At 72.6% G+C, this 26,501-nt stretch carries 22 protein-coding genes; 12 read left to right on the top strand and 10 right to left on the bottom strand.

Annotated features, from left to right (window positions below; translation table 11 throughout):
• The first annotated feature begins 1 nt into the window (after position 1).
• Positions 2 to 1,225 (top strand): amino acid deaminase/aldolase, encoded by a 1,224-nt coding sequence (locus tag LCD33_RS15615; protein WP_224958812.1) that lies wholly within the window; start codon positions 2 to 4, stop codon positions 1,223 to 1,225.
• On the opposite strand, the gene LCD33_RS15610 is transcribed toward LCD33_RS15615, so the two are convergent.
• Positions 1,195 to 1,842 carry a TetR family transcriptional regulator gene (locus LCD33_RS15610; protein WP_224958810.1) on the bottom strand — a complete coding sequence of 216 codons (648 nt, stop codon included), beginning with the start codon at positions 1,840 to 1,842 and terminating at the stop codon, positions 1,195 to 1,197. The genes LCD33_RS15615 and LCD33_RS15610 overlap by 31 nt on opposite strands.
• A 704-nt stretch (positions 1,843 to 2,546) precedes the next feature.
• Here LCD33_RS15610 and LCD33_RS15605 point away from each other — a divergent pair.
• Positions 2,547 to 5,705: an L-tyrosine/L-tryptophan isonitrile synthase family protein gene (locus LCD33_RS15605; protein ID WP_224958808.1), complete on the top strand. Its 3,159-nt coding sequence runs from the start codon at positions 2,547 to 2,549 to the stop codon at positions 5,703 to 5,705.
• 469 nt (positions 5,706 to 6,174) lie between these two features.
• Here the strand turns inward: LCD33_RS15605 and LCD33_RS15600 are convergent, their stop codons facing one another.
• Positions 6,175 to 6,513: a hypothetical protein gene (locus tag LCD33_RS15600; protein WP_184483943.1), complete on the bottom strand. Its 339-nt coding sequence runs from the start codon at positions 6,511 to 6,513 to the stop codon at positions 6,175 to 6,177.
• Between the two features lie 13 nt (positions 6,514 to 6,526).
• Positions 6,527 to 6,802, bottom strand: coding sequence for a hypothetical protein (locus tag LCD33_RS15595; protein ID WP_224958806.1), 276 nt, complete (start codon positions 6,800 to 6,802; stop codon positions 6,527 to 6,529).
• A 230-nt stretch (positions 6,803 to 7,032) separates the two neighbouring features.
• On the opposite strand from LCD33_RS15595, the gene LCD33_RS15590 reads away from it, so the two are divergent.
• The 3 genes from LCD33_RS15590 (at position 7,033) to LCD33_RS15580 (ending at position 9,849) form a co-directional block, all read left to right on the top strand.
• Entirely contained in the window at positions 7,033 to 8,403 is a 1,371-nt protein-coding gene (locus LCD33_RS15590; protein ID WP_224958804.1) for a helix-turn-helix transcriptional regulator, read from the top strand.
• A gap of 100 nt (positions 8,404 to 8,503) precedes the next feature.
• Positions 8,504 to 9,412 carry a phosphotransferase enzyme family protein gene (locus tag LCD33_RS15585; RefSeq protein WP_224958802.1) on the top strand — a complete coding sequence of 303 codons (909 nt, stop codon included), beginning with the start codon at positions 8,504 to 8,506 and terminating at the stop codon, positions 9,410 to 9,412.
• 131 nt (positions 9,413 to 9,543) lie between these two features.
• Positions 9,544 to 9,849, top strand: a complete 306-nt coding sequence (locus LCD33_RS15580) for a hypothetical protein (RefSeq protein WP_224958800.1) — start codon at positions 9,544 to 9,546, stop codon at positions 9,847 to 9,849.
• 203 nt (positions 9,850 to 10,052) lie between these two features.
• Here the strand turns inward: LCD33_RS15580 and LCD33_RS15575 are convergent, their stop codons facing one another.
• Both LCD33_RS15575 and LCD33_RS15570 read right to left on the bottom strand, forming a co-directional pair.
• Positions 10,053 to 10,574 carry a copper resistance CopC family protein gene (locus LCD33_RS15575; protein WP_224958798.1) on the bottom strand — a complete coding sequence of 174 codons (522 nt, stop codon included), beginning with the start codon at positions 10,572 to 10,574 and terminating at the stop codon, positions 10,053 to 10,055.
• Positions 10,571 to 11,320, bottom strand: a complete 750-nt coding sequence (locus tag LCD33_RS15570; protein WP_224958796.1) for a YcnI family protein — start codon at positions 11,318 to 11,320, stop codon at positions 10,571 to 10,573. Before LCD33_RS15570 ends, LCD33_RS15575 begins: the two co-directional genes overlap by 4 nt.
• Before the next feature lie 948 nt (positions 11,321 to 12,268).
• On the opposite strand from LCD33_RS15570, the gene LCD33_RS15565 reads away from it, so the two are divergent.
• Genes LCD33_RS15565 through LCD33_RS15545 form a run of 5 tightly spaced genes read left to right on the top strand, consistent with a single transcriptional unit; the run spans position 12,269 to position 17,552 of the window.
• Entirely contained in the window at positions 12,269 to 13,945 is a 1,677-nt protein-coding gene (locus tag LCD33_RS15565; RefSeq protein WP_308011284.1) for a BCCT family transporter, read from the top strand.
• Positions 13,942 to 14,589: an ABC transporter permease gene (locus LCD33_RS15560; protein WP_224958793.1), complete on the top strand. Its 648-nt coding sequence runs from the start codon at positions 13,942 to 13,944 to the stop codon at positions 14,587 to 14,589. The genes LCD33_RS15565 and LCD33_RS15560 overlap by 4 nt, the downstream gene beginning before the upstream one ends.
• The gene (locus LCD33_RS15555) at positions 14,582 to 15,793 is read left to right on the top strand and encodes an ABC transporter ATP-binding protein (RefSeq protein ID WP_224958792.1); all 1,212 of its coding nucleotides are present in this window, start codon (positions 14,582 to 14,584) and stop codon (positions 15,791 to 15,793) included. Before LCD33_RS15560 ends, LCD33_RS15555 begins: the two co-directional genes overlap by 8 nt.
• Entirely contained in the window at positions 15,790 to 16,557 is a 768-nt protein-coding gene (locus tag LCD33_RS15550; protein ID WP_224958791.1) for an ABC transporter permease, read from the top strand. The genes LCD33_RS15555 and LCD33_RS15550 overlap by 4 nt, the downstream gene beginning before the upstream one ends.
• Before the next feature lie 14 nt (positions 16,558 to 16,571).
• On the top strand, positions 16,572 to 17,552 hold the full coding sequence (locus tag LCD33_RS15545) for a glycine betaine ABC transporter substrate-binding protein (RefSeq protein WP_224966684.1): 981 nt from the start codon (positions 16,572 to 16,574) through the stop codon (positions 17,550 to 17,552).
• A 78-nt stretch (positions 17,553 to 17,630) separates the two neighbouring features.
• On the opposite strand, the gene LCD33_RS15540 is transcribed toward LCD33_RS15545, so the two are convergent.
• Positions 17,631 to 18,353, bottom strand: a complete 723-nt coding sequence (locus tag LCD33_RS15540; RefSeq protein ID WP_224966685.1) for a DUF6474 family protein — start codon at positions 18,351 to 18,353, stop codon at positions 17,631 to 17,633.
• A 219-nt stretch (positions 18,354 to 18,572) separates the two neighbouring features.
• Between LCD33_RS15540 and LCD33_RS15535 the strand changes: the two genes are divergently transcribed.
• Positions 18,573 to 20,210 carry a TM0106 family RecB-like putative nuclease gene (locus tag LCD33_RS15535; RefSeq protein ID WP_224962099.1) on the top strand — a complete coding sequence of 546 codons (1,638 nt, stop codon included), beginning with the start codon at positions 18,573 to 18,575 and terminating at the stop codon, positions 20,208 to 20,210.
• A 19-nt stretch (positions 20,211 to 20,229) separates the two neighbouring features.
• On the opposite strand, the gene LCD33_RS15530 is transcribed toward LCD33_RS15535, so the two are convergent.
• Complete coding sequence (locus LCD33_RS15530; protein WP_224966686.1) at positions 20,230 to 21,264, bottom strand: NAD(P)-dependent alcohol dehydrogenase; 1,035 nt, start codon at positions 21,262 to 21,264, stop codon at positions 20,230 to 20,232.
• Between the two features lie 46 nt (positions 21,265 to 21,310).
• Positions 21,311 to 22,069: an SDR family NAD(P)-dependent oxidoreductase gene (locus tag LCD33_RS15525; RefSeq protein ID WP_224962095.1), complete on the bottom strand. Its 759-nt coding sequence runs from the start codon at positions 22,067 to 22,069 to the stop codon at positions 21,311 to 21,313.
• A 234-nt stretch (positions 22,070 to 22,303) separates the two neighbouring features.
• Here LCD33_RS15525 and LCD33_RS15520 point away from each other — a divergent pair, with 234 nt between their 5' ends.
• Positions 22,304 to 23,614, top strand: a complete 1,311-nt coding sequence (locus LCD33_RS15520; RefSeq protein WP_224962093.1) for a UDP-glucose/GDP-mannose dehydrogenase family protein — start codon at positions 22,304 to 22,306, stop codon at positions 23,612 to 23,614.
• 712 nt (positions 23,615 to 24,326) lie between these two features.
• Here LCD33_RS15520 and LCD33_RS15515 read toward each other — a convergent pair.
• Together LCD33_RS15515 and LCD33_RS15510 are read right to left on the bottom strand one after the other, a co-directional pair.
• The gene (locus tag LCD33_RS15515; protein WP_224966687.1) at positions 24,327 to 24,989 is read right to left on the bottom strand and encodes a response regulator transcription factor; all 663 of its coding nucleotides are present in this window, start codon (positions 24,987 to 24,989) and stop codon (positions 24,327 to 24,329) included.
• The gene (locus LCD33_RS15510) at positions 24,986 to 26,455 is read right to left on the bottom strand and encodes a cell wall metabolism sensor histidine kinase WalK (protein WP_224962089.1); all 1,470 of its coding nucleotides are present in this window, start codon (positions 26,453 to 26,455) and stop codon (positions 24,986 to 24,988) included. Before LCD33_RS15510 ends, LCD33_RS15515 begins: the two co-directional genes overlap by 4 nt.
• Positions 26,456 to 26,501 lie beyond the last annotated feature (46 nt).

Here is a 26,501-nt window from a genome sequence, read left to right as displayed (position 1 = left end):
AGTGGCCCACACCTCACCGCAGCCCGACCCGGAAGCCGACCGCGCCAGGCTCGACCGGGCTACCCGCGACCTCGACCCGCCGTTCGCCGTCGTCGACCTCGACGCGTTCCGGCACAACGCCGCGGACCTGCGCCGCCGCGCCGCCGGCACCCCGATCCGGGTCGCGTCCAAGTCCGTGCGCTGCCGGGACCTGCTCGGCCGGGTCCTCGGCACCCCCGGGTTCGAAGGGCTGATGGCCTACAGCCTGGCCGAAGCGCTCTGGCTGCACCGGGAAGGCGCCTCCGACGACATCCTCGTCGCGTACCCGACCGCCGACCGCGCTGCGCTGCGGGCGCTCGCCGCCGACCCGGCCGCCGCCGCGGCGATCACCCTCCTGGTCGACTCGGAGGAGCACCTCGACCACGTGGACCACGTCGTCGGGCCGCACCGCGAACCGCTGCGCGTCTGCCTCGAACTCGACGCCGCCTGGCACCCGATCCCCGGCGGGATCGCGCACGTCGGCCCCCGCCGGTCGCCGGTGCACACCCCGGCCCGGGCCCGCCGGTTCGCCGAGCGGATCGTGCGGCGCGACGGGTTCCGGCTGGTCGGGATCATGGCCTACGAAGGGCAGATCGCCGGGCTCGGCGACGCCCCGCCCGGGAAACCGCTGCTCGCGTCCGCGCTGCGCTGGATGCAGCGCCGGTCCGCCGCCGAACTCGCCGAACGCCGCGCCGATGCGGTCGCCCGGGTGCGCGCGGTGGCGCCGCTGGAGTTCGTCAACGGCGGCGGCACCGGCAGCATCGAGACGACCGGCGCCGAGCGCAGCGTCACCGAGATCGCCGCCGGTTCCGGGCTCATCGGGCCGACCCTGTTCGACGCCTACCGGGCGTTCCGGCCGCGTCCCGCCGTGCTCTACGCGCTGCCGGTGGTGCGCAGGCCGAGCCGGTCGTTCGCCACGTTGTTCACCGGCGGCTACATCGCCTCCGGCCCCACCGGGCCGAGCCGGGCGCCGAGCGTGCACCTGCCGCGCGGGTTGAAGCTGACCGCGGCCGAAGGGGCCGGGGAGGTGCAGACCCCGGTGTCCGGGGCGGCGGCGCGGCGGCTGCGGATCGGCGACCGGGTGTGGCTGCGGCACGCGAAGGCGGGCGAGCTCGCCGAGCGGTTCGCCCAGTACCACCTGGTGGAGGGGAACCAGCTGGTCGGCGCCGTGCCCACCTACCGGGGCGAGGGCATGTCGTTCGGCTGATCGTCGGGCATCCGGTTCGACAGGTAGCCGCGCACCAGTTCCTTGGTCTCGGCGACGAGCTGCGGATCGCCCGCCGGGTCGCGGCGGAACGCCAGGTTCAGCACCGCGTCGGCCGCTTCCACGGCCACCGACAGCGGCAGCAGCAGCTGCTCGCCGTCCAGCGGGAACCGCTCGCCGAGCAGCGCGACGAGCTTGTCGGCGATCACCGCGTTGTTGTCCTTGCTCTCGTCGAGCAGCCGCAGGTCCACCACGTCGCCGAAGTGCAGCCTGCTGAACGCGGGCACGTCGCGGTGCATGGTGATGTACACGTCGATCACCGTGTCCACCGCGTCCCACCAGTTCGCGAGCTCGGCGGTGGCGAAGCGCTCGCCGATCGCCTCCACGAAGCGGTTCAGGTTGCGCCGGGTGAGCTCCTGCACGACCGCCCGCTTGTCCGGGAAGAACTGGTACAGCGAGCCGACGGCGACGCCGGCGCGTTCGGCGATCAGGGTGGTGGTCACCCCTTCGTAACCGAGCTCGTCGATGAGCTGGGCGCAGGACTCCAGCATCTTCTCCACGCGCTGGGTGCTGCGCTGCTGGACGGGTTTGCGCCGCAGCGGTGCGACTTCGGCGGACAAGGCGTCTCCTTGATCACTCGTGCGGACCGTCGTGGGAGGGGCGTCCGGCGGGGGGCGCGGTGGACGGTCGGCGTACTCCCCGTTGCGGTCCCGCCGCGAGATCATCCCAGGTCCTTGCGTCCGAGATCATCTCAATCGACGAGATCACCATCCTCGGAGCCGGTTCGCGCGCGGGCGGAACCGCGCTCCCGGCCGGAGCGCCGGTGCTCGTCGTTCCGGATCGGGGGTGGTGCGGGACGACGGTGTGCAGCGCTCGGTCGATCGGGCCCCAGTGTGCCGCGCGGTCCGTCCGCGCAGGCAGTGGACATGCCGGGGCCGGTGTCCACCGAAGGGGTGCCGCCGGGCGGGGGCGTCCCGCTCGGCGGAAGGGGTGCCTTGCGGATCCAGATCACCCCCATAGTGTTCCAGGTCACTGCTATCGGGTCGGGGTTACGGTACGGGCGTATGCATTCGGTCACGTTGCCGACGCGCATTGTCACTATCTAGCGTGAGTCGACCTCCCCGAGCTGTGATGGAAAGGTGATCGTGAGCTACTGCGGCGTCGCGCCTGGTTCTCCCCGCATCCGCACTCCCCGCGACTTCGCGCCGGGGCGCACCGCCGGCCAGGACCGGATCGCCCCCAGCAGAATTCCGGCGGCGCACCACCACCCCGCTCCGCCCGGCCCGCGCGCGTTCCCCGCGCCGGCACCGCGCCAGCTCGCCCGGTGACCGCGCACACGCCGGTCTCCCGGCCGAGCACCGCAGCGCTCCCGGCCGCACTGGTCCCGATGTGGACGGACCGGCCGGCCCAGGACCTGTGGTCGCCGCTGCCGGTGCCGGAAGCCGACCGGATGTTGCACGACGGCGGGTACCGGCTGCGCCTGCGCCGGCACGGCGGGGAGTTCCGGCTCGTCGGCGACGGCGCGGGCGACGGTCTGCCGCTCGGTCCCGAACCGACCTGGGCCGAGCTGTACCGGCTGCTGGTCCGGTTGCGCCGCAGGCGGCGGCACCACGACCCCGACTGGCTGCGGGCGCTCACCGGCACCCTCGGTGCGGCGCTCCCGCCGCGCACCGGCCCCGACGATGATCCGCTGCCGCGCGCGGTGCGCGAGGACCCGGTGCTGCGGATGCACTGCGCCACCGTCGTCCCCGGACCCGCGCGCCGTGGCGCGGAGACCGGCCCGCGCGGTGGTGCGCTGCCGTCTCCGCCGCATCCGCAGCACCCCGGCGGCACCGTCGCGGTGCGGCCGGACGCGCTGCTGGCGCCGGGACCCGACGGGGCGCCCGGGCTGCTGCGGCTGGTCATCGACAACCGCTTCGGGCACCGGGAGCACGAGCTCGGGTTCTTCCTGGAGCACTTCGTCCGCCCACCGCTGCGGGCCTTCCGGCACGCGCTGGAGCACCGGCGCACCGCGCTGTTCGCGGCGGACGGCGCGGACTCCGCCCCGCTCGCCTTCGAGCTGTCCACCGAGCTGGAGGCCACCGGGCGCGTCGTCACCTCCGCCGCCGTCGCCGAACCCGACGAGCAGGCGGTGCGTTCCGCCGCGCGGGCGCTGCTCGCGGTGCTCGCCGAACTCGCCGACGGCTTCCGCCGCATCGGCTACCCGCTGCCGCGCGGCGAATCGGTGCGCGCCGGCATCGACCGGGTGCTCGACCAGGAGCTGCGGCACCTCGACCGGCGGACCGCGCGGCTGCTGGCCCGCACCGACCTGCGCGCCCACGCGCACTCGGTCGACCCGGACCAGCACGAGGTGCTGCGCCAGGTGCTCGACACCGTGCAGGACCGGACCCGGCGCCGCCGCTGGGAACCGGAGCGCCCGCGCCCCACCGTGGTCATCGACCTCGACCTGTGCGGCATCGTCCCGCTGCGGCGCACCGTCGAAGCCACCCGCGCCGTGTCCGGGCCCCGGCCCGGCGCGCCGCACGGCATCCCCGAGCTCGCCGACCCGGACGCGCTGCCGGTGCTGCCGACCTACGTCGAATCGACCTGGCCCACCTTCCTCGACCGCACCGGGCTGGCCGAGAAGTACCCGGCGGTGGACTGGCGAGCGGTGCACGCCGAGTTCTTCCGCGCCTTCGCCCGGCCCTGGCAGCGGCTGCGCACCGACGAGGTCAACGCCGGGTTGGCCCGCTTCACCTGGGACGTCCGGGACGCAGGCGGGCAGGTCGTGTTCTGCACCGGCCGCCGCGAACGGGTCCGCGAGCACACCGCGGCCGTGCTGCGGGACGCGGGCGTGCCGGACGCGCCGCTGCTGTGCATGCCCGACGAACGCACCCGGCCGATCCCGGAGCTGAAGGTGGCGCGGCTGCGCGGGCTCGGCGAGCTCGACGTGGTCGCCGTCTTCGACGACCTGCGGGACAACCGCACCGCGCTGGTCGCGGAGTTCCCCGGCGCGCTCGCCGTCGCGGTGGAAGTGCCCGGGCTCGTGCACGAACGCGTCCCGGGACGGCCGCTGCCGGACGGCGCCCCGGCGATCGCCACCTTCGAAGTGGAACCCCGGCCGCGCGCGGGCGGATCCGGCCCGGGCCTGCTCTCGCACACGCATTCCTTGGAGGAGCTGCAGATCGGCGCGCTGCGGTCGAACCGCTCGGCGCAGCGCTGGGCGGTGCACCTGGGCCGGGACGCCGCGCTGGAGCTCGCCGGGCACGTCCTCGCCGACGCCGACCGCGCCGCAGACCGGGTGGCCCGCGCCGCCCGCGACCGGTTCCGGCTCGACGAACCCGCGCCCGAACCGGAGCACCGGGAACGGGTGGTGCACGCGCTGCACCACGTGCTGGGCCGCAAGCAGTTCCTCAAGGGGGCGCGGTCCAACTACCAGGTGGAGCACCTGCGCCGCGACGTCGAACCGTTCCTGCGCGCGGGCGAACCGATCGACGTGGTGCTGCTGGGCTTCCCCATCAAGCAGTGCCTGAACGGGCTGAAGGCGAGCGGGCCGCTGCCCGACCTCGCCGAGTTCGGCGGGCTGGCGCGGTTGCGCGAGATGCAGCGCGCGGCGAGCGCGGTGCACCCGCCGGGGTTGCGGTTCCGCATCCTCACCGATGGCAGGCACTTCCGGCCGCGGCCGCTGTCGATCACCGGCACCTACAGCGCGATCCTGCGCGAGTACGCCGACCTCGCCGGGCTGGGGGAGGCGGCCACCATCGAGGAGGTGGACGCGGTCGCGGCCCGGCGGCTCGACGTGGACCTGCCCGCCGAGCGGGCCGAGCGCACCGCGCGGCACCGGCGGCTGCTGGCGGACGCGCTGCGCGGGCTGGACATCTCCGAGGACCCGCTGCGCACCCTCGACCAGGTGGACCGGCGCGCGGACGGCGTCCCGGAGGAGGTCGCCGCCTCGGTCCTGATGTTCCGCGAAATGCTGATGTCGGTGGTGTTCTCCGTCCCGCTGTCGGTGCCGGAGGGCGTCGACCGGGCGAACTGGGCGCGCGCGGTCTACGCGAACGTCTACGACCTGGACGGGGGCGCGGTGCCGCCGCTGCTGCGGCAGTCGCGGGTGGAGGTGCTGCGCCGTGCCTGGCACACCGTCGTGCGCTACCTGGCGACGATGCGGGTCGATGAGGAACTCGGCTACGAGGAGCTGCTGTTCCCGAACCGGGTGCGGCTCACCGTCAGCGCCGCGCGGCCCGGCCGCTGCGGGTTCACCTACCTCGGCGGGTCCGGGCTGCTGCCGTGGCAGGGCACCGGCGCGCTGGACCGGCGCGGCCGGATCGGTGCCGACTTCGCGGTCTCGTTGCAGGACAGGGGATTCGTGCCGGTGTACACGCCGCTGCTCGGGCCGCGGCAACCGTGGTTCGCGGTGCCCGCGGAGCACACCCGGCTCGGCGCGGGCGGCGGGATGCGCCTCGACCCCGAGTTCGCCGCCACGGCTCGGCTGCGCCGCAAATGACGGGCCGGACCTGACGGACGGGGTCTGAAGACAAGAAAGGTCCCGGCGCTCGTCCGGGGAAACGAGCACCGGGACCCCTCGTCCACCCCGGCGCCCCTTCGGGGAAAGGGGAACCGGAGTCGTTGGAATCCGCGGACCGGTACCGGTCGGGGGAGGGGAGTGCTGCAGCACCGGCCCGCGGAAGACTCGTGCGGCGGCGGATCTCCTGAGCTCGCGGAGTCCTTCGGGGGAACTCGGAGCGGGGCGGGGATCGGAGCTCTTCGGGGGAGCCCGGACGCCTTCGGGGATCAGGAGACCTTCGGGGCGCCGCCAGCACGTCCACTGTGGAATTGGAAGTTGTGTGGTGGCCGACGACCACTGCAGTGGTCGGGGGTGCACGGCGATGGTTCGCCGGCCACCGGGGCGGTGGCTCGATCCGTCCGGTTCGGGGAGGGAGTGGTGCTGACCGGGGGACCGAGCGACCGCCGGTCTACGGCACCGGCGCCGCCGGGCGCAGCTCGTGCGCCGGTCGCTGGTGCCGTGCGGGACGGGGTGCGAGGGCTCCCGCGACCAGGTGCTCGTAGGCCGAGCGCCACACCGAGCACGGTGCGCTGCGGGGTCGCCATCGGGAAGAGCACTCGATGCAGTTGCCCTTGTCGTCGGTGTCGTGCGCGGCCAGCAGCGTCCGCCATCCCTCGGTGAGCCGGGGGAGTTCGGAACGCGCCACGGACAGCAGGGACGGGGCGTCCGCGCGGTTCGCCAGCTCGCTCAGCACGTCGAGCCGCTCCCACACCGCGTTGCGCAGCACCTGACCCAAGATCTCGTCCACCGCAACCTCACCGTCACTTTCTCGCCTGCTCAGCGGCCCGCCGTAGTGCGCTGCTCAACTCGCCGACTCCATCGGTCGACAGCACCACGGTGCGGCCGGGCGGTCCGACGAGAACCACCCTGTCCCGGTTGACCAGCACGGTGAGGTAGCGGCGGATGTGCCCCACGTCGCGACACAGCACCCGCCACCAACGACGGCGGTCGGGGGATCCCGCCGCGGAACCGGCCTGTTCGGGCACCGCCGCGTTCGCGGTGACCTCCACGCCGCCCCGGGGGTCGGACTCCGTCATCCCGTCCACTGCCGTTCGGGTTCCTCTCCGTGCTCGGTTGCTACCGATGACTAGATTGGAATGCGTCGAACGCGGGCGGTAGCCGGTAGGCGATGACCGGCTCAACGGCGACGACGAACGGTCGGTGGACTTCACCCCCACCGATCACCTCTGCCGATACGCACTTCACCGGCTCGTCGAAGTGCCCTTACTCTGCGACCGACGCCCGTGCAGAGTGTGAGGGGGTCTAAATGAACACCATCGGTTCGAACGGCTCGCCCGTTACACGAGACGTCTGGGACGGCCGTGAGATGCGGGACGCGTTGGCGGCGCGGAACGTCAGCGAGATCTACCGGCAACTGCGCCGGATCGGGGTTTCGCAGCGCCAGATCGCGGCATCGACGGGCCAGTCGCAGTCCGAGGTCTCGGAGATCCTGAAGGGCCGCCAGGTCATGGCTTATGACGTGCTGGCCCGAATCGCCGACGGCCTCGGGATACCGAGGGGGTACATGGGCCTCGCCTACGACGGGGCGACGGCAATGAGGGTCGCGAAGTCGAACAGCGGCCCCCAGGCTGAGGAGGACGAGTCGGTGAAGCGTCGGAAGTTCCTGTCCCACGCGGCCGCGGTGACCATGGGTGCCGCGGTCTTCGGGACGGAGGAGAGCACCTGGGTGCCGAGCAATGTGCAGACGCCTGCTCCGATGCGCATCGGCATGACCGACGTGCAGCAGATCCAGGCGGCCACCAAGGCGTTGCGCGACCTGGACTACCGCTACGGCGGCGGCACCTGCCGCGACGCCGTGGTCGCCCAGCTCTCCTGGGCCCAGCAGTTGCTCGACGCCAACGCGTCCGACCAGGTCAAGCGCAAGCTCTACGTGTCGCTGGCGGACATGCACAGCCTGGCGGGCTGGACCTCCTTCGACACGGGTCTGCTGGACCCGGCGCGCGGCCACTTCGGCAAGGCGCTGGAGTTCGCCAAGCAGGCCGAGGACGACAGCCTCGTGGCGAGCGTGCTGTACCGGATGGGGCGCGTCTACCTGCACTACCAGGAACCGAACGAGGCGCTGAAGCTGTTCCAGCTCGGCCAGATCGCCGCGCAGGAATCCGGTTCCTCGCTGACGGTCGCGGTGCTGTGCGCGAACGAGGCCTGGGCCTACGGGATGCTCAACAAGCCCGACCAGGTGCAGAAGATGGTCGGCCGGACCAAGGACGAGTTCGCCAGGGCGAACGTGGCCGAGGCCCCGGACTGGGTGCGGTTCTTCAACGAGAACGACCTGCACGGGATGATCGGCTCGGCGCACGACGCGCTGGCCGTGTTCGATCCGGACCGCTACGCGCCGCTCGCCGTCGCGGAGACGATCAAGTGCAACGAGGCGTACGGCGCCGACATGCAGCGGACCCACGTCTTCGGGCTGAGCCTGCAGGCCACCAACCACATCCGGGCCGGTGACCTCCAGGAGGGCATCAAGGTCGGGCGGTCGGCGCTGCAGATCGGCGAGAAGGTCAAGTCGGCCCGCGTCGCCGACCGGCTCAAGCCGCTGGAGCTGGAAGCCGGGCGGCACCGGATGAACTCCGACGCCCGCGACCTGTCCGAAGAGATCCGCCGCTTCCGCGAGGCGTGAGACCGGTGCGCGGCAGGCGGTTCGGCGCGCGGTCCTCGCGCGATCAGGTCAGCGCCGGTTTCCCGGGCGCGGTGCAGCGGCACGACCGGGCTGGCCCCCGATGACGTCGGGGACCCGCTCGGCGGAGGGCCGCTACACGCGGCCGAAACTGGCTTTGGCACTGGCGGAGGTGTGCGCGGCCGCGGGGCTCGACCCGCGGGGCGCTCGGCTGGTGCGGTTCGTCAACAACGGCGTCTTCCTGCTGCGCGAGCACCCGGTGATCGTCCGGATCGTGCTCGCGCCGTCCTTCGCCTACCGCGCGGTGAACGTGGTGGAGGCCGGCCGGTTGCTCGCCGAGCACGGGGTTCCCGCCGTGCGGTTGCTGCCGGGGGTGCCGCAGCCGGTGCGCACCGGCGGGCACCTGGCGACGTTGTGGCAGGCGGTCCCGGAGGTGGGACCCGCCCCGGACGGCGCCGACCTGGGCCGGTTGCTGCGGCAGGTGCACGACCTGCCGCAGCCCTCGACCTTGCCGCGCTGGCAGCCGATGCCGGACGTGCGCCGGAGGCTGGCCGACGCCGAGGAGCTGGACGCAGCGGACCGGGCCTTCCTGGAGCAGCGCTGCGACGACGTGGAGGCGCGGCTGGCGGAGCTGGACTTCCCGCTGCCGCCGTCGGTGGTGCACGGCGACGCGCACCTGGGCAACCTGATCGCGGGGCCCGAAGGGCCGCTGCTGTGCGACCTGGACTCGTTGTGCGTGGGGCAGCCGGAGTGGGACCTGACGCCGATGGCGGTGGGCATGCTCCGGCTGGGCGCGCCCGCGGAGCGGTACCACCGGCTGGCGGAGGTCTACGGCTTCGACGTCACCGCGTGGTCCGGGTTCCCGGTGCTGCGGGACCTGCGCGAGCTCAAGATCACCGTGAGCGTGCTGCCGATCCTGCGCAGCAACCCCGGGGTGCGCGACCAGCTGCGGAGCCGGTTGCGCTCGATGCGGGAGGGTGACGCAGCGGCTCAGTGGGAGCCCTACAGGTAGCGGTTGATGCGTACGATCGGGCGAAGTTCATCGACGAGCGGGGGCCGTGTCGGTGATTCTTGGTGACGAGCGAGGTCTGAAGTAATACGTATGTGTGAGTGTCTGCGGCACGGGGGGCCCGGATGGACGTGATGACCAGGAACGTCGCGCGGATGCGGCGCAAGCTCACTTGGCGCGGGCGCAAGGCGCTGGACTCGGCGCGGGTGCTCGACGACGTGGTGAACAGCGAGGTCCGGCTGGTGCCGGGGCTCAGCGGGGAAGCGCGGCAGCGCGCCGTGGACCACCTCGCGGAGCTCGTGCAGCTGAGCCAGGCCTACCGGCACTACTCCTACGGCTGGATCAGCCGGCGCGAGCTGGAACGCCGCGGCCGGGGTGCGCTGGGCCGGTTGGAGTCGCTCTCCTCGTCCGGGGCGCAGCAGCTCACCGAGCACGAATGACCGTTCGGCGACGAACCGATCTTTTCCACCCAGCGGAAAACGAGCCCGGAGTTCGGCCGGGCTGAAGTGCCGCGGGCGTTCCTGGGGGCGCGCTCCGCGGCATCGTCCGACTCTAGTTCGGCTCGGCGGCCGCTGCACCGCCGAACGTGGCACCTTCCCGAGCGGGAGCGGGCCGCCCCTTCCGGAGCGGCCCGCCCGGTCGGCTACTCGCCCGACCTGCCCAGCCGCAGCGCCAGCACCAGGCCGAGCGCGACGAGCACCACGGCCCCCGCGATCCACGGCCAGATCGGCATCCCGCCGCCCGAGTCGGGCTCGGCCCGGTCGGCGTCCGGCGGCGGCGCCGGGGTGCCGGTGCCCGCCTCGGTCAGGGTGAAGCCGCGCTTGCCGCTGACCGGGTGGCCGTCGTTGGACAGCACCCGGTAGCCGATCGTGTACTCGCCGGCCGGCCCGAGCGGGCGCACCGGCGCGACGACCTCGGTGCCTTCGACGCGGACCTGCCCGTCGGTCCAGAAGCTGCCGTCCGGGCCGACGACGGTGATCGTGTTGTAGCCCTCGCCGGAGCGCACCGGCTGGTCGAAGGTGAGCCGCACCTCGGCGGGGCCGGAGCTCAGCTGCGCGCCTTCCGCGGGGTCGCTGCCGACGAGGGTGTTGTGCGCGAACGCGGGGCCCGCCGCGCCGAGCAGCGCCGCGAAGGTCAGCGCGGTGATCGCGAGCAGTCGCCTCATGCCCGGCCCCCGTTCTTGCGGCGGGCGGCCAGCAGCGCACCGGCGCCGAGTCCGAGCCCGAGCGCGCCGACGGCGAGCCCGGCACCGCCGAGCACCCGCGCGGTGTCGTCCGCTCCGGCCGGTTCGGCCTCCGCCGCGTCCTCGTGGCCGTCGTGCCCGGTGCCGTCCGGCGCCGAGCCGTGCCCGTGGCCCGAGCCGTCCCCTTCGACCAGGGCCAGCGCCGGTGCCGGGTGCTCGGGCTCGGAGCCGTCCGCGGCAGGCGGCTGGTCCCAGCGCACGACCTCGCCGCTGTCGTAGGTCTGCTCGGTGGGCAGCAGCAGCCGGTCGGTGTCGGTGGGGAAGGTGCCGAGGGTGGCTTCGAACTCCTGGAACTGGTCGGGCGCGATGGCGGTGCCGGGGCGCGCGGTCCAGGTGATGCCGGAGACCGCTTCGGTGACCTGGGCGCCCGCCACGTCGACGGGCCGGTCCAGCCGCACCTTCCGCACCTCGGCGGTCCAGCCGGGCAGCGGCTTGGTGCGCACCGAGCTCAGCGGGTGGTCGAGGGGGAGCGCGACGTGCACCCGCACGGTGCTCGCGTCGGGCCGCTCGTTCGGGACCCGGAACGCGATCTTGGCGTGGCCGCCCTGCTCCGCCTGCTCGGGGGTCGCGCTGACGTGCGCGGCGGCGGTGCCCGCCCCGGCGATCGCGGTGAATGCGATCGCGGCGGTGACGCCGGTCGTGCGGAACAGAGATCGAGTTGTGGACATGGAGATCTGGACTCCTGATCTGTGCGGTTTCGCACATCAATTCAAGAATTGCGAATCGATCGGGGATACGAATGGGCAACGATCCGGGTGCCGTTCGGTGTCATCCCGGTCCGCCGTTCGGCGGTTCCGGCGGTCCGCGCAGAGCGTGGATCCGCTGCCGGATCAGTTGTTCGATCAGGAGGAGCGGCTCCGCCGGGAGGCAGATCGCGAATCTGGTCGTTACAGGCGGTAACGGCGCTGGCATCTTCCGCGGAAGCGTCAGCCTTAAGGTTGAAACGATTACAAAGAGTGCATCCTCGGCCCGGTGCAGCAGGACGGCTACCAGGAGCCCCGCGAGGACGTGACCCAGGGTCATCGCAACGGGGTCCAGTGGCAGTCCGCGCAGGGGTGCCGAGTCCGAGTGCGAGGCCGCTAGCTGCAGGAACAAGTGAAGTGACACCTGCCCGACACCGACTGCCCCTACAATGCTCCACAACCCTCGCCTGCGGTCGGCGAGCGCCAACCCGGCTCCGGACAACAAGGCGGTGATCAAAATGGTGGTTCCGAGATCGGGTGTGGAACCACCCGCGGCTGCATGTGCGGCTACTGATAGTGACGCCGAGGTGGCCGTCAGTACCAGCCCGCGCAGCGCACGAGCAGCGCCACGCGCAGGGATGGAACGGGTCGCCACGGATGTCCAGCCTAGATGTCGGTTCGGCCACGCTGAGCGCAAGTGAGCTTGCCTTGATCCGCCGAATGGGTCACGGTTTATGGGTTGCGGACGGTCGGGAATTCTTCCTGCACGAGCAGACAGTGACAGGTGAATAGTGTTCCGGCCGTCGTGACGTGAGGTACGGAGAGGAGGGGGCGTCGCGAGTTCGGGCGCCGGAACCTGTGTCGACTGAAGCAGATCTACGAGAGGGTGGCTCGTCGGGCCACGCAACGGAACCATCGGGGTCACCCGAGTTCATCGGCAAGCCGAGGACGGACTGGACCGTCTTCGGAGTCACCGCCGCCATCATGTTCATCCTGGTGGCGTGGGGGTCGGTGGGCACCGAGTCGCTGAGCGGCTTCGCCGAGAGCGCGCTGGAGTGGCTGGTCACCAACACCGGCTGGGGCTTCGTCCTCGCCGCCACGGGCTTCGTCATCTTCGCCCTGTTCCTGGCGTTCAGCCGGTACGGGCGCATCCCGCTGGGTGCTGACGGCGAGAAGCCGGAGTTCAGGACGATCTCCTGGATCGCCATGATGTTCAGCGCCGGCATGGGCATCGGCCTGATGTTCTACGGCGTCAGCGAACCGCTGACGCACTTCATGACCCCGCCCCCCGGCACCGTCGAAGGCGGTACCGACGCGGCGGTGGGCACCGCGATGGCGACCTCGCTGTTCCACTGGACCCTGCACCCGTGGGCGATCTACGCGGTGGTCGGGCTGGCGATCGCGTACAGCAGCTTCCGCCGCGGTCGCAAGCAGCTGATCAGCGCGGTGTTCATGCCGCTGATCGGCAAGCGCAACGCCGAGGGCCCGATCGGCAAGCTGATCGACATCCTGGCGCTGTTCGCCACGCTGTTCGGCTCGGCCGCCTCGCTGGGCCTGGGCACGCTGCAGATCCAGTCGGGCATGCAGGCCGCGGGCTGGATCGGGCAGACCAGCACCGTGCTGCTGGTGCTGATCATCGTCGTGCTGACGATCTGCTTCATCGCCTCCGCGGTGTCCGGCGTCTCCAAGGGCATCCAGTGGCTGTCGAACATCAACATGGTGCTCGCGGCGGTGCTGGCGATCTTCGTGTTCGTGGCCGGCCCGACCGTGCTGATCCTGAACCTGCTGCCGACCTCGCTGGGCGCGTACATCAGCGACTTCGGCGAGATGGCCTCCCGCGCCGGTGCGACCGGTGGCGACGAGATGCACTCGTGGCTGTCCAGCTGGACGGTCTTCTACTGGGCGTGGTGGATCTCCTGGACGCCCTTCGTCGGCATGTTCATCGCCCGGATCAGCCGCGGCCGCACGATCCGCCAGTTCATCGGCGGCGTGCTGCTGGTGCCCAGCGTGGTGAGCCTCATCTGGTTCGCGATCTTCGGCGGTGCCGCGATCGACACCGGCAAGGCCGACCCGGCCATCGTCAACGGCGGCGCCGAGGCGCAGACCTTCACGGTGCTGGAGCACCTGCCGCTGCCGCTGGTCACCTCGGTGCTGGTGATGATCCTGGTCGCGATCTTCTTCGTGTCCGGTGCCGACGCCGCCTCGGTGGTCATGGGCACCCTCTCGCAGCGCGGCTCCATCGAGCCGAGCCGCTGGGTGGTCATCTTCTGGGGTGCCGCGACCGGTGCGGTCGCCGCGATCATGCTGGTGATCGGCGGTGGTGAGGACGACGCCCTCTCGGGCATCCAGAACCTGACGTTCATGGGTGCGCTGCCGTTCGCGATCGTCATGGTGCTGCTGTGCGTGGCGCTCACCAAGGACCTGCGCAGCGATGAGATGACGCTGCGGGACGAGAAGGGCGCCGAGGTCCTCGAGCAGGCCGTCATCGCCGGTACCGAGGAGCACGACGGCGAGTTCCAGCTCGTCACGACTCCCGCGGAGACCGAGGAGGACGGCGCCGAGGGCGGCTCGGGCGAGTCGGCGGCGAAACCGGGGGCGGCCACCACGTGAGTTTCCTGGATTACGTCGCTTCCAGGTGGCAGCAACTGCTGGTGGACTCCTACCAGCACGCCAGCATGGTGGTGCAGTGCATCGTGCTGGCGACCATCGTCGGCGTCCTGGTCGGGGTTGCGGTGTACCGCAGCCCCGCCGGGGCCGCGGTGGCCACCGCCCTGTCCAGCGCAGTGCTGACCATCCCCTCGTTCGCCCTGTTCGGCCTGCTCATCCCCGTGCTGGGGCTGGGCGTCGCGCCGTCGGTGGTGACCTTGGTGCTGTACGCGCTGCTGCCGATCGTCCGCAACACCATCGTCGGGCTGTCTACAGTCGACCAGCCGATCCTGGATGCCGCGCGCGGCATCGGCATGAACCGGTTCCGGGTGCTGACCAGGATCGAACTGGCGCTCGCCTGGCCCGGGATCCTCGCCGGCATGCGGGTGAGCACCCAGATGCTGATGGGCATCGCCGCCATCGCCGCGTACGCGAAGGGGCCCGGCCTCGGCAACCTGATCTTCAGCGGCCTGTCCGGCCTCGGCAGCGCGAACGCGTTGAACATGGCGCTCGCGGGCACGCTCGGCGTGATCGTGCTGGCGCTGCTGCTGGACGCGGTGTTCGTGCTGCTCGGACGCCTGACGACTTCGAGAGGTATTCGTGGCTGAGAACAACAAGCCCGACACCGACGACCGCGCCGGCGGTCACGGCGTCGAAATCCGCCTGGAGGAGGTCTCCAAGCGGTACCCGGGCCAGAAGCTGTCCGCGGTCGAATCGGTCACCATGACGATCCCCGCCGGTGAGACCGTCGTGTTCGTGGGCCCCTCGGGCAGCGGCAAGACCACCACCATGCGCATGATCAACCGGTTGATCGAGCCCACCTCGGGCCGGATCACCATCGGCGGCCAGGACGTGCTCGGCCTGGACCCGGACAAGCTGCGCCGCGAGATCGGCTACTCGATCCAGCAGGCCGGGCTGTTCCCCCACATGACGGTGGGCGAGAACGTGGGCATGGTGCCCGGCCTGGTCGGCTGGACCAAGCAGCGGACCGTGGAGCGGGTCGACGAGATGCTCGACCTGGTCGGCCTGGACCCCGCCGAGTACCGCGGCCGCTACCCGCGGCAGCTCTCCGGCGGGCAGCAGCAGCGCGTGGGCGTGGCCCGGGCGCTGGCGGCCGACCCGCCGGTGCTGCTGATGGACGAGCCGTTCGGCGCGGTGGACCCGATCACCCGCGGCGTGCTGCAGGACGAGCTGATGCGGCTGCAGGCCGACCTGGGCAAGACGATCGTGTTCGTCACCCACGACTTCGACGAGGCCGTCAAGCTCGGCGACCGCATCGCGGTGCTCGGCGAGCGGTCGAAGATCCTGCAGTACGACACGCCCGAGGCGATCCTGGCGAACCCGGCCGACGACACCGTCGCGGGCTTCGTCGGCGCCGGTGCCGCGCTCAAGCAGCTCACGCTGCGCCGGGTGCGGGAGATCGAACTCGGCCAGGTGCCGACCGCCGGGATCGACGAGCAGCCCAGCGCGCTGCAGGAACGCCTCGGCACCCGGCGCGGCGCCATCGGCCTCGTGCTGGACCGCCGCAAGCGGCCGCTGCGCTGGGCCACCGCCCGCGAAGCCGGTGCCGTCTCCTCGCTGGAGCGGGCCGGCCGCGCCGTGGAGGACAGCGTCTCGCCCGCCTCCACGCTGCAGGACGCGCTGGAGGCCATCCTCACCGACGACGACGGCGTCGCCGTGGTCACCGGGTCGCGCGGGGAGTACGTCGGCGTCGTCGACATCGACACCGTGATGACGACGATCAAGGACCTCCGCGAGGAGCACGCCGACGACCACGCCGATCAGCCCGCCGACGCCGGGGACCGGTCATGAGCGGTTCCTACGCCGCCGACTCCGGGTCCCGCACCGCGGAACGGCTGCGCCTGTTCGCGCAGCCGCTCGTGGCGCTGCTGCTGGTCGTGGTCGTCGTCGGCGTGGCGTTCACCCACCGGGACAACGTCGTCACCAGTCGGAACATCACCGCCTCCACGCTGCTCACGCTCACCTGGCAGCACCTGCTGATGAGCGTGGCGGTCGCGTTGATCGTGGTGCTGGTCGCGGTGCCGCTGGGCATGCTGCTCAGCCGGTCGTGGGCGCGGCGGGTGAGCCCGCTGATCATCGGTCTGGCGAACATGGGCCAGGCGGCGCCGTCGGTCGGTCTGCTGGTGCTGTTCTTCCTGCTCACCAACGGAACCACCGGGTTCTGGATCGCGACGCTGCCGATCGCCGTGTACGCCCTGCTGCCGGTGCTGCGCAACACCCTGGTCGGCCTCCAGCAGGTCGACCCGTCGCTGATCGACGCGGGGCGCGGTATCGGCATGTCCGGGTTCTCGGTGCTCGTCCGCATCGAACTGCCGCTGGCCGTGCCGTTCATCCTGGCCGGGCTGCGGACCGCGCTGGTGCTGGCGGTCGGGACCGCCACGCTGGCCTGGTTCGTCGGCGCGGGCGGGCTCGGCGAGCTGATCGACACCGGGTACAAGCTGAGCAACTGGACGGTGCTCTCCGTCGGCGCGGTGCTGGCCATGGCGCTGGCCCTGCTGGTCGACTGGCTCGGCGGGCTCGCCGAGCGGTACCTGTCACCGAGGGGGCTCCGATGATGCGTGGAACACCGATGTCCCGCCGAGGCGCGCTGAAGCTGTTCTCGGCCGCCGCGGCGGGCGCGGCGCTCACCGGCTGCGGGCTCAGCTCGGGCTCGTCGGTGCCGCTGAGCGTCCGGCCCGGCTCGATCAAGCTGGTCCCGGAGCTGGAAGGCGTCCCGCTCACCGTCGGCTCCAAGGACTTCACCGAGCAGATCGTGCTGGCCTACATCGCCGAATTCGCGCTGGTGGCCGCCGGTGCGGACGTGCGGGACCTGAGCAACATCACCGGTTCCGCGAGCGCCCGCAACGCGCTGGTCAGCAAGCAGATCGACGTGGTGTGGGAGTACACCGGCTCGTCCTGGATCAGCTACAACGGCAAGACCGACCCGATCCCGGACGCGATCGCCCAGTACGAGGCGGTGCGCAAGCTCGACATCGAGCAGAACGGGGTCACCTGGTTCGCGCCGTCGCTGAACTCGGACAACACCTACGCGCTCGCGCTGAACCGGGAGAACGCGGACCGGCTCGGCGTGCACACGCTGTCCGACCTCAAGCGGCTCGGCCAGGAGAAGCCGGACGAGCTGTCGTTCTGCCTGGAGAGCGAGTTCGCCAGCCGCAACGACGGCATGCCGGGCGTCGCGGAGACCTACGGGTTCGCGGTCGATCCGGGCCGGGTGGAGACGCTGAACACCGGCACCATCTACACGGCCACGGCGACCGGCAAGGCCTGCAACTTCGGTGAGGTGTTCACCACCGACGGCCGGATCCAGGCGCTGGACCTGAAGGTGCTGGAGGACGACAAGAAGTTCTTCCCGCGCTACAACCTGGCCGTCACGGTGCGGGTCGACATGCTGGAGAAGTACCCGCAGCTGGAGGACGTGTTCCAGCCGATCTCGGACCGGTTGAACAACCAGGAGCTGCTGGACCTCAACGCCGGGGTCGACGTGGACGGCCGGGACCCGGCCGACGTCGCCCGCGACTGGATGGTGAAGCAGGGGTTCGTCACGCTCTGACGACCCGCCTCCGACGCGGCAGGGCCGGTCGCTCCGTTCGTGGAGCGACCGGCCCGGCCGTCGTGCTGCCCGGTCCGATCAGACGCCGAGGCGCTGGAGCAGGTCGGCCTCGATGCGGTCCAGCTCACCGGTCACCGCGCGGTGCGCGGCGCGGCGGCGCGGGGCGGGCATGTGCTCGGCCGCGCGGACGGCGCTGGTGAGCTGGCCCAGCCTGCTCTCGGCCTGGTCGGCGAACTTCTCCACCAGCGAGATCTCGGCGGCGCTGCGGCCGCCGGTGCGGGTGCGCAGGTCGCGCAGCGCCTCCGCGTCCCCGGCGATGCGGGCGTGCAGCGCCGCCCCGCGCCCGGTGAACCGGCCCAGGTCGTCGACGGGCACGCCGAGCCGCCGCGCGCGGGCCCGGTCGTAACCGTCCCGCGCGGCGGTGAACGCCTGCCACGCGTAGGGGGCCAGCGCCGGGCCGAGGATCTTGGCGACGCCGACGGCCTTGCGGGCGTCGCCGGGGGTGAACCGGCCGTGCTCGCCCTTCTTGCGCGCCTTCTCGTCCCGCTTGGCGGCCTTGGCCGCGGCCTTCGCCTCCTGCTTGGCGGCCTTGGTCTCCGCCTTGGCCCCCTGCTTGACGGCCTTGGTGCCCTCCTTGGCCGTCCTGGTCCGCTGCTGGGCGGCCTTCGCCTCCAGCTTGGCGACCTTCTTGACCTGCTTGGCGGCCGAGCGCACGTCCCCGCCGGTGTCCCCGCCGGTGAGCGGCTCGGTGTCGAGCACCTCGGTGGTCAGTGCTGCGGTGGCCGGTTCGCGTCGCGTCATCGCCGCCTCCTGCTGTTCCGGCGCGGTCCGCGCCGTGCCGATGCCCCGACCTGGGGCTTCACCTCGCTCGCGGATCACTGTAAGGAGTCGCGGCGGCGGCTGCCGGTTGACCGGAAGCGCGAGTGATCTACCAGATGTGCACGCCGAGTCACCACTCGTGCAGCTGCGTCACCGGGGTGATGGGCGCGATCGTCGGGGGCACGGCCTACGCTGCGGGGCGTGGAGAACGAGGTGCTGCTCGACGCGGGCGTGGTCACGCGATGCCGCAGGAGGGTGCACCTCGACAACGACCCGCAGGCCCGCGACCTGCCGAAAGCACCCGTGGACCCGGGCATCGAGCAGCGCGTCAGCGACGCCGCCGACCACCGCCGCGCCATCGCCGACCGGCTCGAAGCCGCGCTCGGCGAGTCCTGGGCGCGCGTCCCCCGCGATGCGAGCAGGCGGCAGCGCGAACGGGAGACGCTCACCGCGATGCGGGACGGCGTCCGCTTCATCTCCGGCGCGCAGCTGCCCGCCGACCCCGAAGCCGGCCGGTTCGGCGGCATCGACCTGCTGGTGCGCGTCGACTCCGGCTACCTGCCGGTGCTGGTGGTGCGGCACAAGACCACCGACCCCGGCAACGGCGCCCGCACCTCCCCGGTGGAGGACCCGCTGCCCGGCTCGGCGCGGCGGGACCCGCGGCGCAAGGTGCGGTCCCAGCCCCGGGACCAGCTGCGGCTCGCCCACCTGGTGCGGCTGCTCGCCGCGTGCGGGATGGCCGCGCCCGGCAACCCCACCGGCGGCGTCATCGGCGTCGACGGCGACGTCGTCGTCTGGCACGACCTGCTCGCCCCGAACTGGCCGGGCGGCCGCACCGCGCTCGCCGAGTACGACGCCCGGTTCACCGACCGGGTCGCCGTCGCCACCGCCGCCGCGACCGGCGCCGAACCGCTCGCCCTGCCGTCCCGCGTCACCGAGTGCAAGGGCTGCCCGTGGTGGCCGACCTGCTCGGCCGAACTGCGCGACGCCCGGGACGTGAGCCTCGTCGTGCGCGGCGAGGACGCCACCGCGCTGCGCGGCGCCGACGTGCACACCGTCGACGACCTCGCGGCCATGACCCCCGAGCGGGGCGCGGGCACCGCGCTCGGCGCCGCCCGCACCGCCGAGGCCGTGCTGCTGGCGAAGGCGTGGCTGCGCGACCTCCCGCTGGTCCGCCGCGTCCGCGAGCTCGACGTGCCGCGCGCCGACGTGGAGATCGACGTCGACATGGAGAGCTACGCCGACTCCGGCGCCTACATGTGGGGCTGCTGGCTCTCCGGCGTCGACGTCGACGAGGAACCGGGCTACCGCGCGTTCGTCACCTGGGACCCGCTGCCCTCCGACGACGAGGCCCGCTCGTTCGCCGAGTTCTGGTGCTGGTTCACCGCCGTCCGCGAGCGGGCGCACGCGCGCGGCCTCACCTTCCGCGCCTACTGCTACAACGAGCTCGCCGAGAACCGCTGGATGCTGTCCTCCGCCGAGCGGTTCGCGGGCAAGCCCGGCATCCCCGAGGTGTCCGAGGTGCGCCGGTTCATCGGCTCCGGCGAGTGGGTCGACCTGTTCGCCGCCGTCCGCGACCAGTTCCTGTGCCCGCAGGGCAAGGGGCTCAAGGTGATCGCGCCCAGCGCCGGGTTCGCCTGGCGGGACCCGGAGGCCAGCGGGGAGAACTCGATGCGCTGGTACCGGGACGCCGTGGGCCTCGACGGGCAGCGGCCCGAGCCGTCGCAGCGGCGGCGGCTGCTGGAGTACAACGAGGACGACGTCCGCGCCACCCTCGCCGTCCGCCGCTGGATGACCTCGCCCGAAGCGGGGGAGATCCCGTTCACCGAGGACCTCTGACCCGGTCCGGCCGGACCGATCACGGGACGAGGACCGCCCGGCCGGTGATGTCCCCGTGGTGGAGCCGCTCGTAGACCTCGGGTGCCTGCTCCAGCGGGAAGGTCTCGGTGTGCACCGAGATGGCGCCGGAGCGGCCCAGCGCCAGCACGTCCAGCAGCTCGGCGCGCCCGCCCCAGCAGGGCGCCGCCACCGACACCCCGAACGGCACCGCGCCGAACGCCACCGGCAGCCGGCCCTCGCCGACCCCGACGAGCGTGACGTCCCCGGCGATGCCGACGCACTCCGCCGCGGTGCGCACCGTGGGTTCCGCGCCGACGAAGTCGACGACGAGCTCGGCGCCGCGCCCGCCGGTCAGCTCGCGGACCCGCCGGGCGGCGTGCTCGTCCGAGCGCAGCACCTCGTGCGCACCGACCCGCCGCGCCAGCTCCAGCGGCTCCTCGGCCAGGTCGATCGCGACGATCCGGGCGGGGGTCAGCGCCCGCAGCAGCTGCACGCCGAGGTGCCCGAGCCCGCCGACGCCGATCACCACGGCGGTGCTGCCCGCCACCAGCTTCGGCAGCGAGCGGCTGATCGCGTGGTACGGGGTGAGGCCCGCGTCGGTCAGCGGGGCCGCCACCACCGGGTCCAGCCCGTCCAGCGGCGCCAGGTGCCGCGGGTCGTCGACCACCATGTACTCGGCCATCGCGCCCGGGGCGGCGAGCCCGGGCGCCACCACGCCGAGCTCGGCGGTGCGGGTGCAGTAGTTCTCCATGCCGGTGGCGCACTGCCGGCAGCCGCCGCAGCCCCACGGCCCGTACACCGCGACCTGCTCGCCCTCGGCCACCGCGGTGACGCCGCGCCCGACGGCGGCGACGGTGCCCGCGCCCTCGTGGCCGAGGGTCAGCGGCAGCGGGTACGGGAAGCCCTCGGCGGGCCAGCTCATCACGGTGAAGTCGGAGTGGCAGACGCCCGCGGCCTCGACGCGCAGCAGCACCTGGCCGGGGCCCGGTTCGGGGACGGGGATCTCGACGACCTCCGGCCTGGAACCGACCTTGCAGTACTGCACGGCCTTCATCGAGCCCATTCGCGAGCGCCCTCCCCGATCCGGATCACCTGGCTGATCATTTTGGCGGCATCCGCAGCGCGCCGTCCATGCGGATGACCTCACCGTTGAGGTAGTCGTGCTCGACGATGCCGACCGCGAGCTTCGCGTAGTCGCCCGGCACGGCGAGCCGCTTCGGGAACGGCACCCCGGCGGCGAGCCCGGCGCGGAACTCCTCGCTGACGGTGGCCAGCATCGGGGTGTCCACGATGCCGGGAGCGATGGTCATCACCCGGATCCCGGCGGAGGCCAGGTCGCGGGCGGCGGGCAGCGTCAGGCTCGCCACCCCGCCCTTGGAGGCCGCGTAGGCGACCTGGCCGATCTGCCCGTCGAAGGCGGCGACGGAGGCGGTGTTGATGACGACGCCGCGCTGCCCCTCCCGGTCGGGTTCGGTCTCGCGGATCGCCGCGGCGGCCAGCCGCAGCACGTTGAAGGTGCCCAGCAGATTGATCTCCAGGACCTTGCGGAACAGGTCGAGGTCGTGCGGGCCCTGCTTGCCGCTGATCCGCGCGGACGGCCCGATCCCGGCGCAGTTCACCACGATCCGCAGCGGCACCCCGGCGCCCGCGGCCTGCTCGACGGCGGTGCCGACCTGGTCGGCGTCGGTGACGTCGGCGGCGGTGTAGGTGATGCCGTCGACGGGCGGCGCCGCGGTCACCGAGTCCGGCAGGTCCACGCCGAACACGTGCGCGCCCCGTTCGGCGAGCGCGCGGGCGGTGGCCGCGCCGAGCCCGGAGGCGGCGCCGGTGACGATGGCGGCGGTGCCGGTGATCTGCATGGGTCTCTCCTCGGTGTCGATCGCGATGCGCTCGTAGTCAACCAGTACTGGGCGCGGTTGTGCAGTACTGATCGGGTCGTGAACTGCCGTGCACCGCTGCGTCACCACCCGAGCAGCAGCGCGTGAACAGTTGCCGAAGCGGCCTTCCCCGCCCGGCCGGTGTGCCACGATTCGAGCGAGGTCAGCTTCCCGAACTGGGGATTTCCCGGTCGGGCCGCCGCTGTGGAGGTCGCCGTGTTCGCTCGCCGGATCGTGGTCGTCGGGACGGGGTACGTCGGGTTGACGACCGGCGCCTGCCTGGCGTCGCTGGGACACCGGGTGGTGTGCAGCGATGTGGACGCCGCGAAGGTCGCCCGGCTGTCCCGCGGCGAGGTCGGCATCCTCGAACCCGGGTTGGGCGAGCTCGTCGCCGAGGGCATCGCGGCCGGGCGGCTGGAGTTCGTGCTCGGCTCGGCCGGTGCGGTCGCCGACGCCGAAGTGGTGTTCCTGTGCGTGCCCACGCCGATGGGCTCCGGCGGTGGCGCGGACCTGGCCGCCGTCGAATCGGTCGTCGCCGAGGTCGCCACCGAGCTGCCGGCCGGGTGCGTGCTGGTGTGCAAGTCGACGGTGCCGGTGGGCACCTCGGCGCGGGTCGCCGAGCTCGTCGGCCGCCCCGACGTGGCCGTGGTGTCGAACCCGGAGTTCCTGCGCGAGGGCTCCGCGGTGCACGACTTCCTGAACCCGGACCGGATCGTGGTGGGCTCCGCCTCGCAGGACGCCGCCGAGCGGGTCGCCGCGCTCTACGCCCGGCTGGGCGCGCCGACGGTGCTCACCGACGCGCCGAGCGCCGAAATGGTCAAGTACGCGGCGAACTGCTTCCTCGCGACGAAGCTGTCCTACGTGAACGCGGTCGCGGAGCTGTGCGAGCGGCTGGGCGCCAACATCTCGGACGTCACCGAGGGCATGGGCTACGACCGGCGGATCGGGCAGTCGTTCCTGCAGCCCGGGCCCGGCTGGGGCGGCTCCTGCCTGCCCAAGGACACGGCCGCGCTGCTGCAGGTGGCGCAGTCCGTCGGGTTCGACTTCGAACTGCTCGGCGCCGCGATCGACTCGAACGCGCGGCAGCGGGAGCAGATGGTCGCGAAGGTCGCCGACGCGTGCGGGGTCGGCGTGGCCGGCTCGCTCGACGGGGTGCGGCTGGGGTTGCTGGGCCTCACGTTCAAGGCGGGCACCGACGACCTGCGGGATTCCCCGGCACTGGCGGTGGCGGAGCTGCTGGCCGCGCGCGGCGCGGAACTCGTGGCCTGCGACCCGGGGCTGCGCGGCGACGAGGCGCCGCTGCGGGACGTGGTGACCTTGGTGGACGACCCGTACGAAGCGGCGAAGGGCTCCGCCGGGCTGGTCGTGCTCACCGAGTGGCAGCAGTTCCGCGCGCTGGACTGGCCGCGGGTGGCGGGCCTGCTCGCCGGGCCGGTCGTGGTGGACACCCGCAACCACCTGGACCCGGACGTGCTGCGGCGGGCCGGGATCTCCTGGCGCGGCGTGGGCAGGCTCCCCGTCGGCTGAGTGTTCTGCCGTTGAACTCGGTCTGCGTCGTGGTCGGGTGGCGGAACCTCAGCGGCCCCCTCGCTGCGGGATCGATTTCAGAGGTGGCTCCGCCACAGGAGAAATCGCTGTCCTCGCGAGGGAACCGCTGAGAACCCGCGGGTGGTCGGCCTGGGTACGTGGTCGCCGCTCATCGGCTTCGCCGCTGACAAGAAACAGCAACGGGCCGCTGGGGAGCGGCGAAGGCGGGCGGTCCGCCGCTCCGCCGGGGCTGCGCGGGGGGTGAGGTGGTCACCCTGGGGCACGGGACGCTGCTGGGACGGGTGAGGCCGGAGGGGCGGTGCCGGACGTCGGGGCGGGTCGTTCCCGGCGCCGCGGGGGTTGTGGACGGGCGGCCCGCGGGCCGTGCGCCGGGCCGGTGGTGGTGGGCCGGTGGCGGTCCGGCGCGGAACCGTGGGACGACCGGCCGGTGAACGCGCGCCCGCACCACCGGGCCAGCGCAAACATTCCTTCCACAGCCTGTGGACAACTCCGTTCCCCGAGCTCCCGGGGGTGCGCGGCACCCGCTCCGCGACCGGTTGTGCACAGGTGTGGACGAAGTTGTCCACAGGTGTGCACAACTCGGTGCGGAGCGCGACCACGGCACCGCCGGGCGTCCCGAACGGGCACCGGCCACCGCGACCCAGGGTGACGCCGACGGCCCCCGGAACCGCGCCACCGACCGGATCGGGTCTCAGGAACCGAGGCGGTAGCCCATGCCGCGGACCGTGCGGATCCGCTCGCTGCCGATCTTGCGGCGCAGCGCCCGCACGTACACGTCCACCACGTTCGAACCGGGGTCGAAGTCGTAGCCCCACACGTGGGACAGGATCTGCTCCCGGGACAGCACCTGGCCGGTGTGCCGCAGGAACAGCTCCAGCATCGCGAACTCGCGGGCGGTCAGGTCGACCGTCGCGTCCGGCAGCTGGGCGCGCCGGGTCCGCAGGTCCAGCGACAGGTCGCCGTCGCGCAGCACCGCCACGTCCGGCGCGCGGTCCGCCGAGCGCAGCCGCAGCCGGACCCGCGCCAGCAGCTCCTCGAACCGGAACGGCTTGGTCATGTAGTCGTCGGCGCCGCCCTCCAGCCCGGCGACGGTGTCGTGCACCGAGTCCCGCGCCGTCAGGATGATCACCGGGAGGGTGATCCGCTGCGCACGCACCGCTTGCAGCACCGAGAACCCGTCCTTGCCGGGCAGCCCCAGGTCGAGCACGGCCAGGTCGTGGTCGCCGCCGAGCAGCAGCTCCTGCGCGGTGGCGCCGTCCCCGGCGACCGAGGTGCCGAAGCCGTTGGCGCGCAGCCCCTTCTCCAGGAACGCCGCGATGCGCGCCTCGTCCTCGACGATCAGGATCTTGCTCACGGTTTGGCCTCCTCGGTGGTCGCGGGCGGGACGAGGCCGGGCACCGCGCCCGGCCAGGCGGGCAGGTCGAGGCCGAAGGTGGCCCCGTTCCCGGGTTCGGACAGCACCCGCACCCGCCCCTGGTGCGCTTCGGCGATGGCGGCGACGATCGCCAGCCCCAACCCGGCGCCACCGCGGCCGGGACCGCTGCCGTGCGCGAACCGGGCGAAGATCTGCTCCACCTCGGCCGGGTCCACCCCCGGCCCGCGGTCGGTGACCCACAGCGTCAACCGGCCCAGGCTCAGCGCCGAGCCGATGCGGATCTCCGAGCCGTCCTCGGTGTGCTGCACCGCGTTCTGCGCCAGCTGCACCACGGCCTGGGTGAGCCGCTGCGCGTCCACCACCACGTCGCCCTCGCCGATGCTCTCCAGCACCCAGCGCCGGTCCGCGATGGAGCGCACCTTCGCGTCGATGTCGCTGGTGAGCTCGGCCAGCGACACCTCGGCGGGGTGCACGAAGTCGGGCCGGTCCGCCTTGGCCAGCATCAGCAGGTCCTCCACGATGCGGGTCATCCGGTCCAGCTCGTCGGTGCACAACCGCACCACCTCGTCACGCTCCTCCGGGTCGTCCCCGAGCAGTTCGAGGTGCCCGCGCACGATGGTGATCGGGGTGCGCAGCTCGTGGCTGGCGTCGTCGACGAACTGGCGCTGCGTGCTGAACGCCGATTCGAGCCGGTCGAGCATCGCGTTGAACTGGTAGGCCAGCGCCGCGATGTCGTCGCGGCCCTCCACCGGGATGCGGCGGGTCAGGTCGTGCTCGCTGATCTCCGCGGCCGTCTGCCGCACCACCCGCACCGGCGCCAGGATCGCCCCGGCCACCACCCACGACGAGGCCGCCGCCAGCAGCACGCCGAACGCGCTGACCAGGACCAAGGTGCGCACCACCTCGTGCACCTCGGACACGTCGGCGGCGGTGAAGTGCCCGGTGATGAACCAGGCGTGCCCGCCGTCGCGGGTGTGCACCTCCACCTTCACCCAGCGCAGCGGTCCGGCGCTGGAGCGCGCGGTGCCCTCCCGGGCGGCGGAGTGCGAGATGCGTTCCAGCAGGCCCGGGTCGTGCACCGCCGCGCGGGTGCCCTTGTCCTGCGACTGCACCCGCATCTGCAGGCCGGTGGGCGTGTCCCAGGTGCCGATGAGCGCTTCCCACGCGTCCGGGTACTGCTGGCCGAGGTAGGTCTCGAACAGCACCTCCGGGTCGCCTATCGGCACGCCGGTGGCGGGATCGCGGCCGACGTGGGCGAAGTTGACGAACTCGTGCCCCTCCTGCTCCAGGGCGGCGGTGACCTTGTTCATCGCTTCGTTGTGCAGGAACCGCCAGACCAGCAGCACGATCCCGGTCAGCACCACGACCAGCACCAGCAGCATCCAGCCCATGATCTGGGCGCGGGCGGGGACGCGGGTGCCGCGGCGCGCCTGCTCAGTCGTCATCGTCCGGCCGGCTCGGGGAGTCGGGGTGGCCCGGGGAGTCGGGGTC

This window comes from Saccharopolyspora sp. 7B, from assembly GCF_020177435.1.
Lineage (GTDB): Bacteria > Actinomycetota > Actinomycetes > Mycobacteriales > Pseudonocardiaceae > Saccharopolyspora_C > Saccharopolyspora_C gregorii.
Note: the sequence above shows the minus strand (reverse complement) of the source record. Positions and strands in the feature narration are given on the sequence as shown.

Coding starts and splice junctions, on each gene's coding strand:
- LCD33_RS15540 (WP_224966685.1), bottom strand. CDS start 18,353: ATGACGCGACGCGAACCGGCCACCGCAGCACTGACCACCGAGGTGCTC.
- LCD33_RS15580 (WP_224958800.1), top strand. CDS start 9,544: ATGACCAGGAACGTCGCGCGGATGCGGCGCAAGCTCACTTGGCGCGGG.
- LCD33_RS15590 (WP_224958804.1), top strand. CDS start 7,033: ATGAACACCATCGGTTCGAACGGCTCGCCCGTTACACGAGACGTCTGG.
- LCD33_RS15530 (WP_224966686.1), bottom strand. CDS start 21,264: ATGAAGGCCGTGCAGTACTGCAAGGTCGGTTCCAGGCCGGAGGTCGTC.
- LCD33_RS15525 (WP_224962095.1), bottom strand. CDS start 22,069: ATGCAGATCACCGGCACCGCCGCCATCGTCACCGGCGCCGCCTCCGGG.
- LCD33_RS15570 (WP_224958796.1), bottom strand. CDS start 11,320: ATGTCCACAACTCGATCTCTGTTCCGCACGACCGGCGTCACCGCCGCG.
- LCD33_RS15545 (WP_224966684.1), top strand. CDS start 16,572: ATGTCCCGCCGAGGCGCGCTGAAGCTGTTCTCGGCCGCCGCGGCGGGC.
- LCD33_RS15575 (WP_224958798.1), bottom strand. CDS start 10,574: ATGAGGCGACTGCTCGCGATCACCGCGCTGACCTTCGCGGCGCTGCTC.
- LCD33_RS15550 (WP_224958791.1), top strand. CDS start 15,790: ATGAGCGGTTCCTACGCCGCCGACTCCGGGTCCCGCACCGCGGAACGG.
- LCD33_RS15585 (WP_224958802.1), top strand. CDS start 8,504: ATGACGTCGGGGACCCGCTCGGCGGAGGGCCGCTACACGCGGCCGAAA.
- LCD33_RS15510 (WP_224962089.1), bottom strand. CDS start 26,455: ATGACGACTGAGCAGGCGCGCCGCGGCACCCGCGTCCCCGCCCGCGCC.
- LCD33_RS15595 (WP_224958806.1), bottom strand. CDS start 6,802: ATGACGGAGTCCGACCCCCGGGGCGGCGTGGAGGTCACCGCGAACGCG.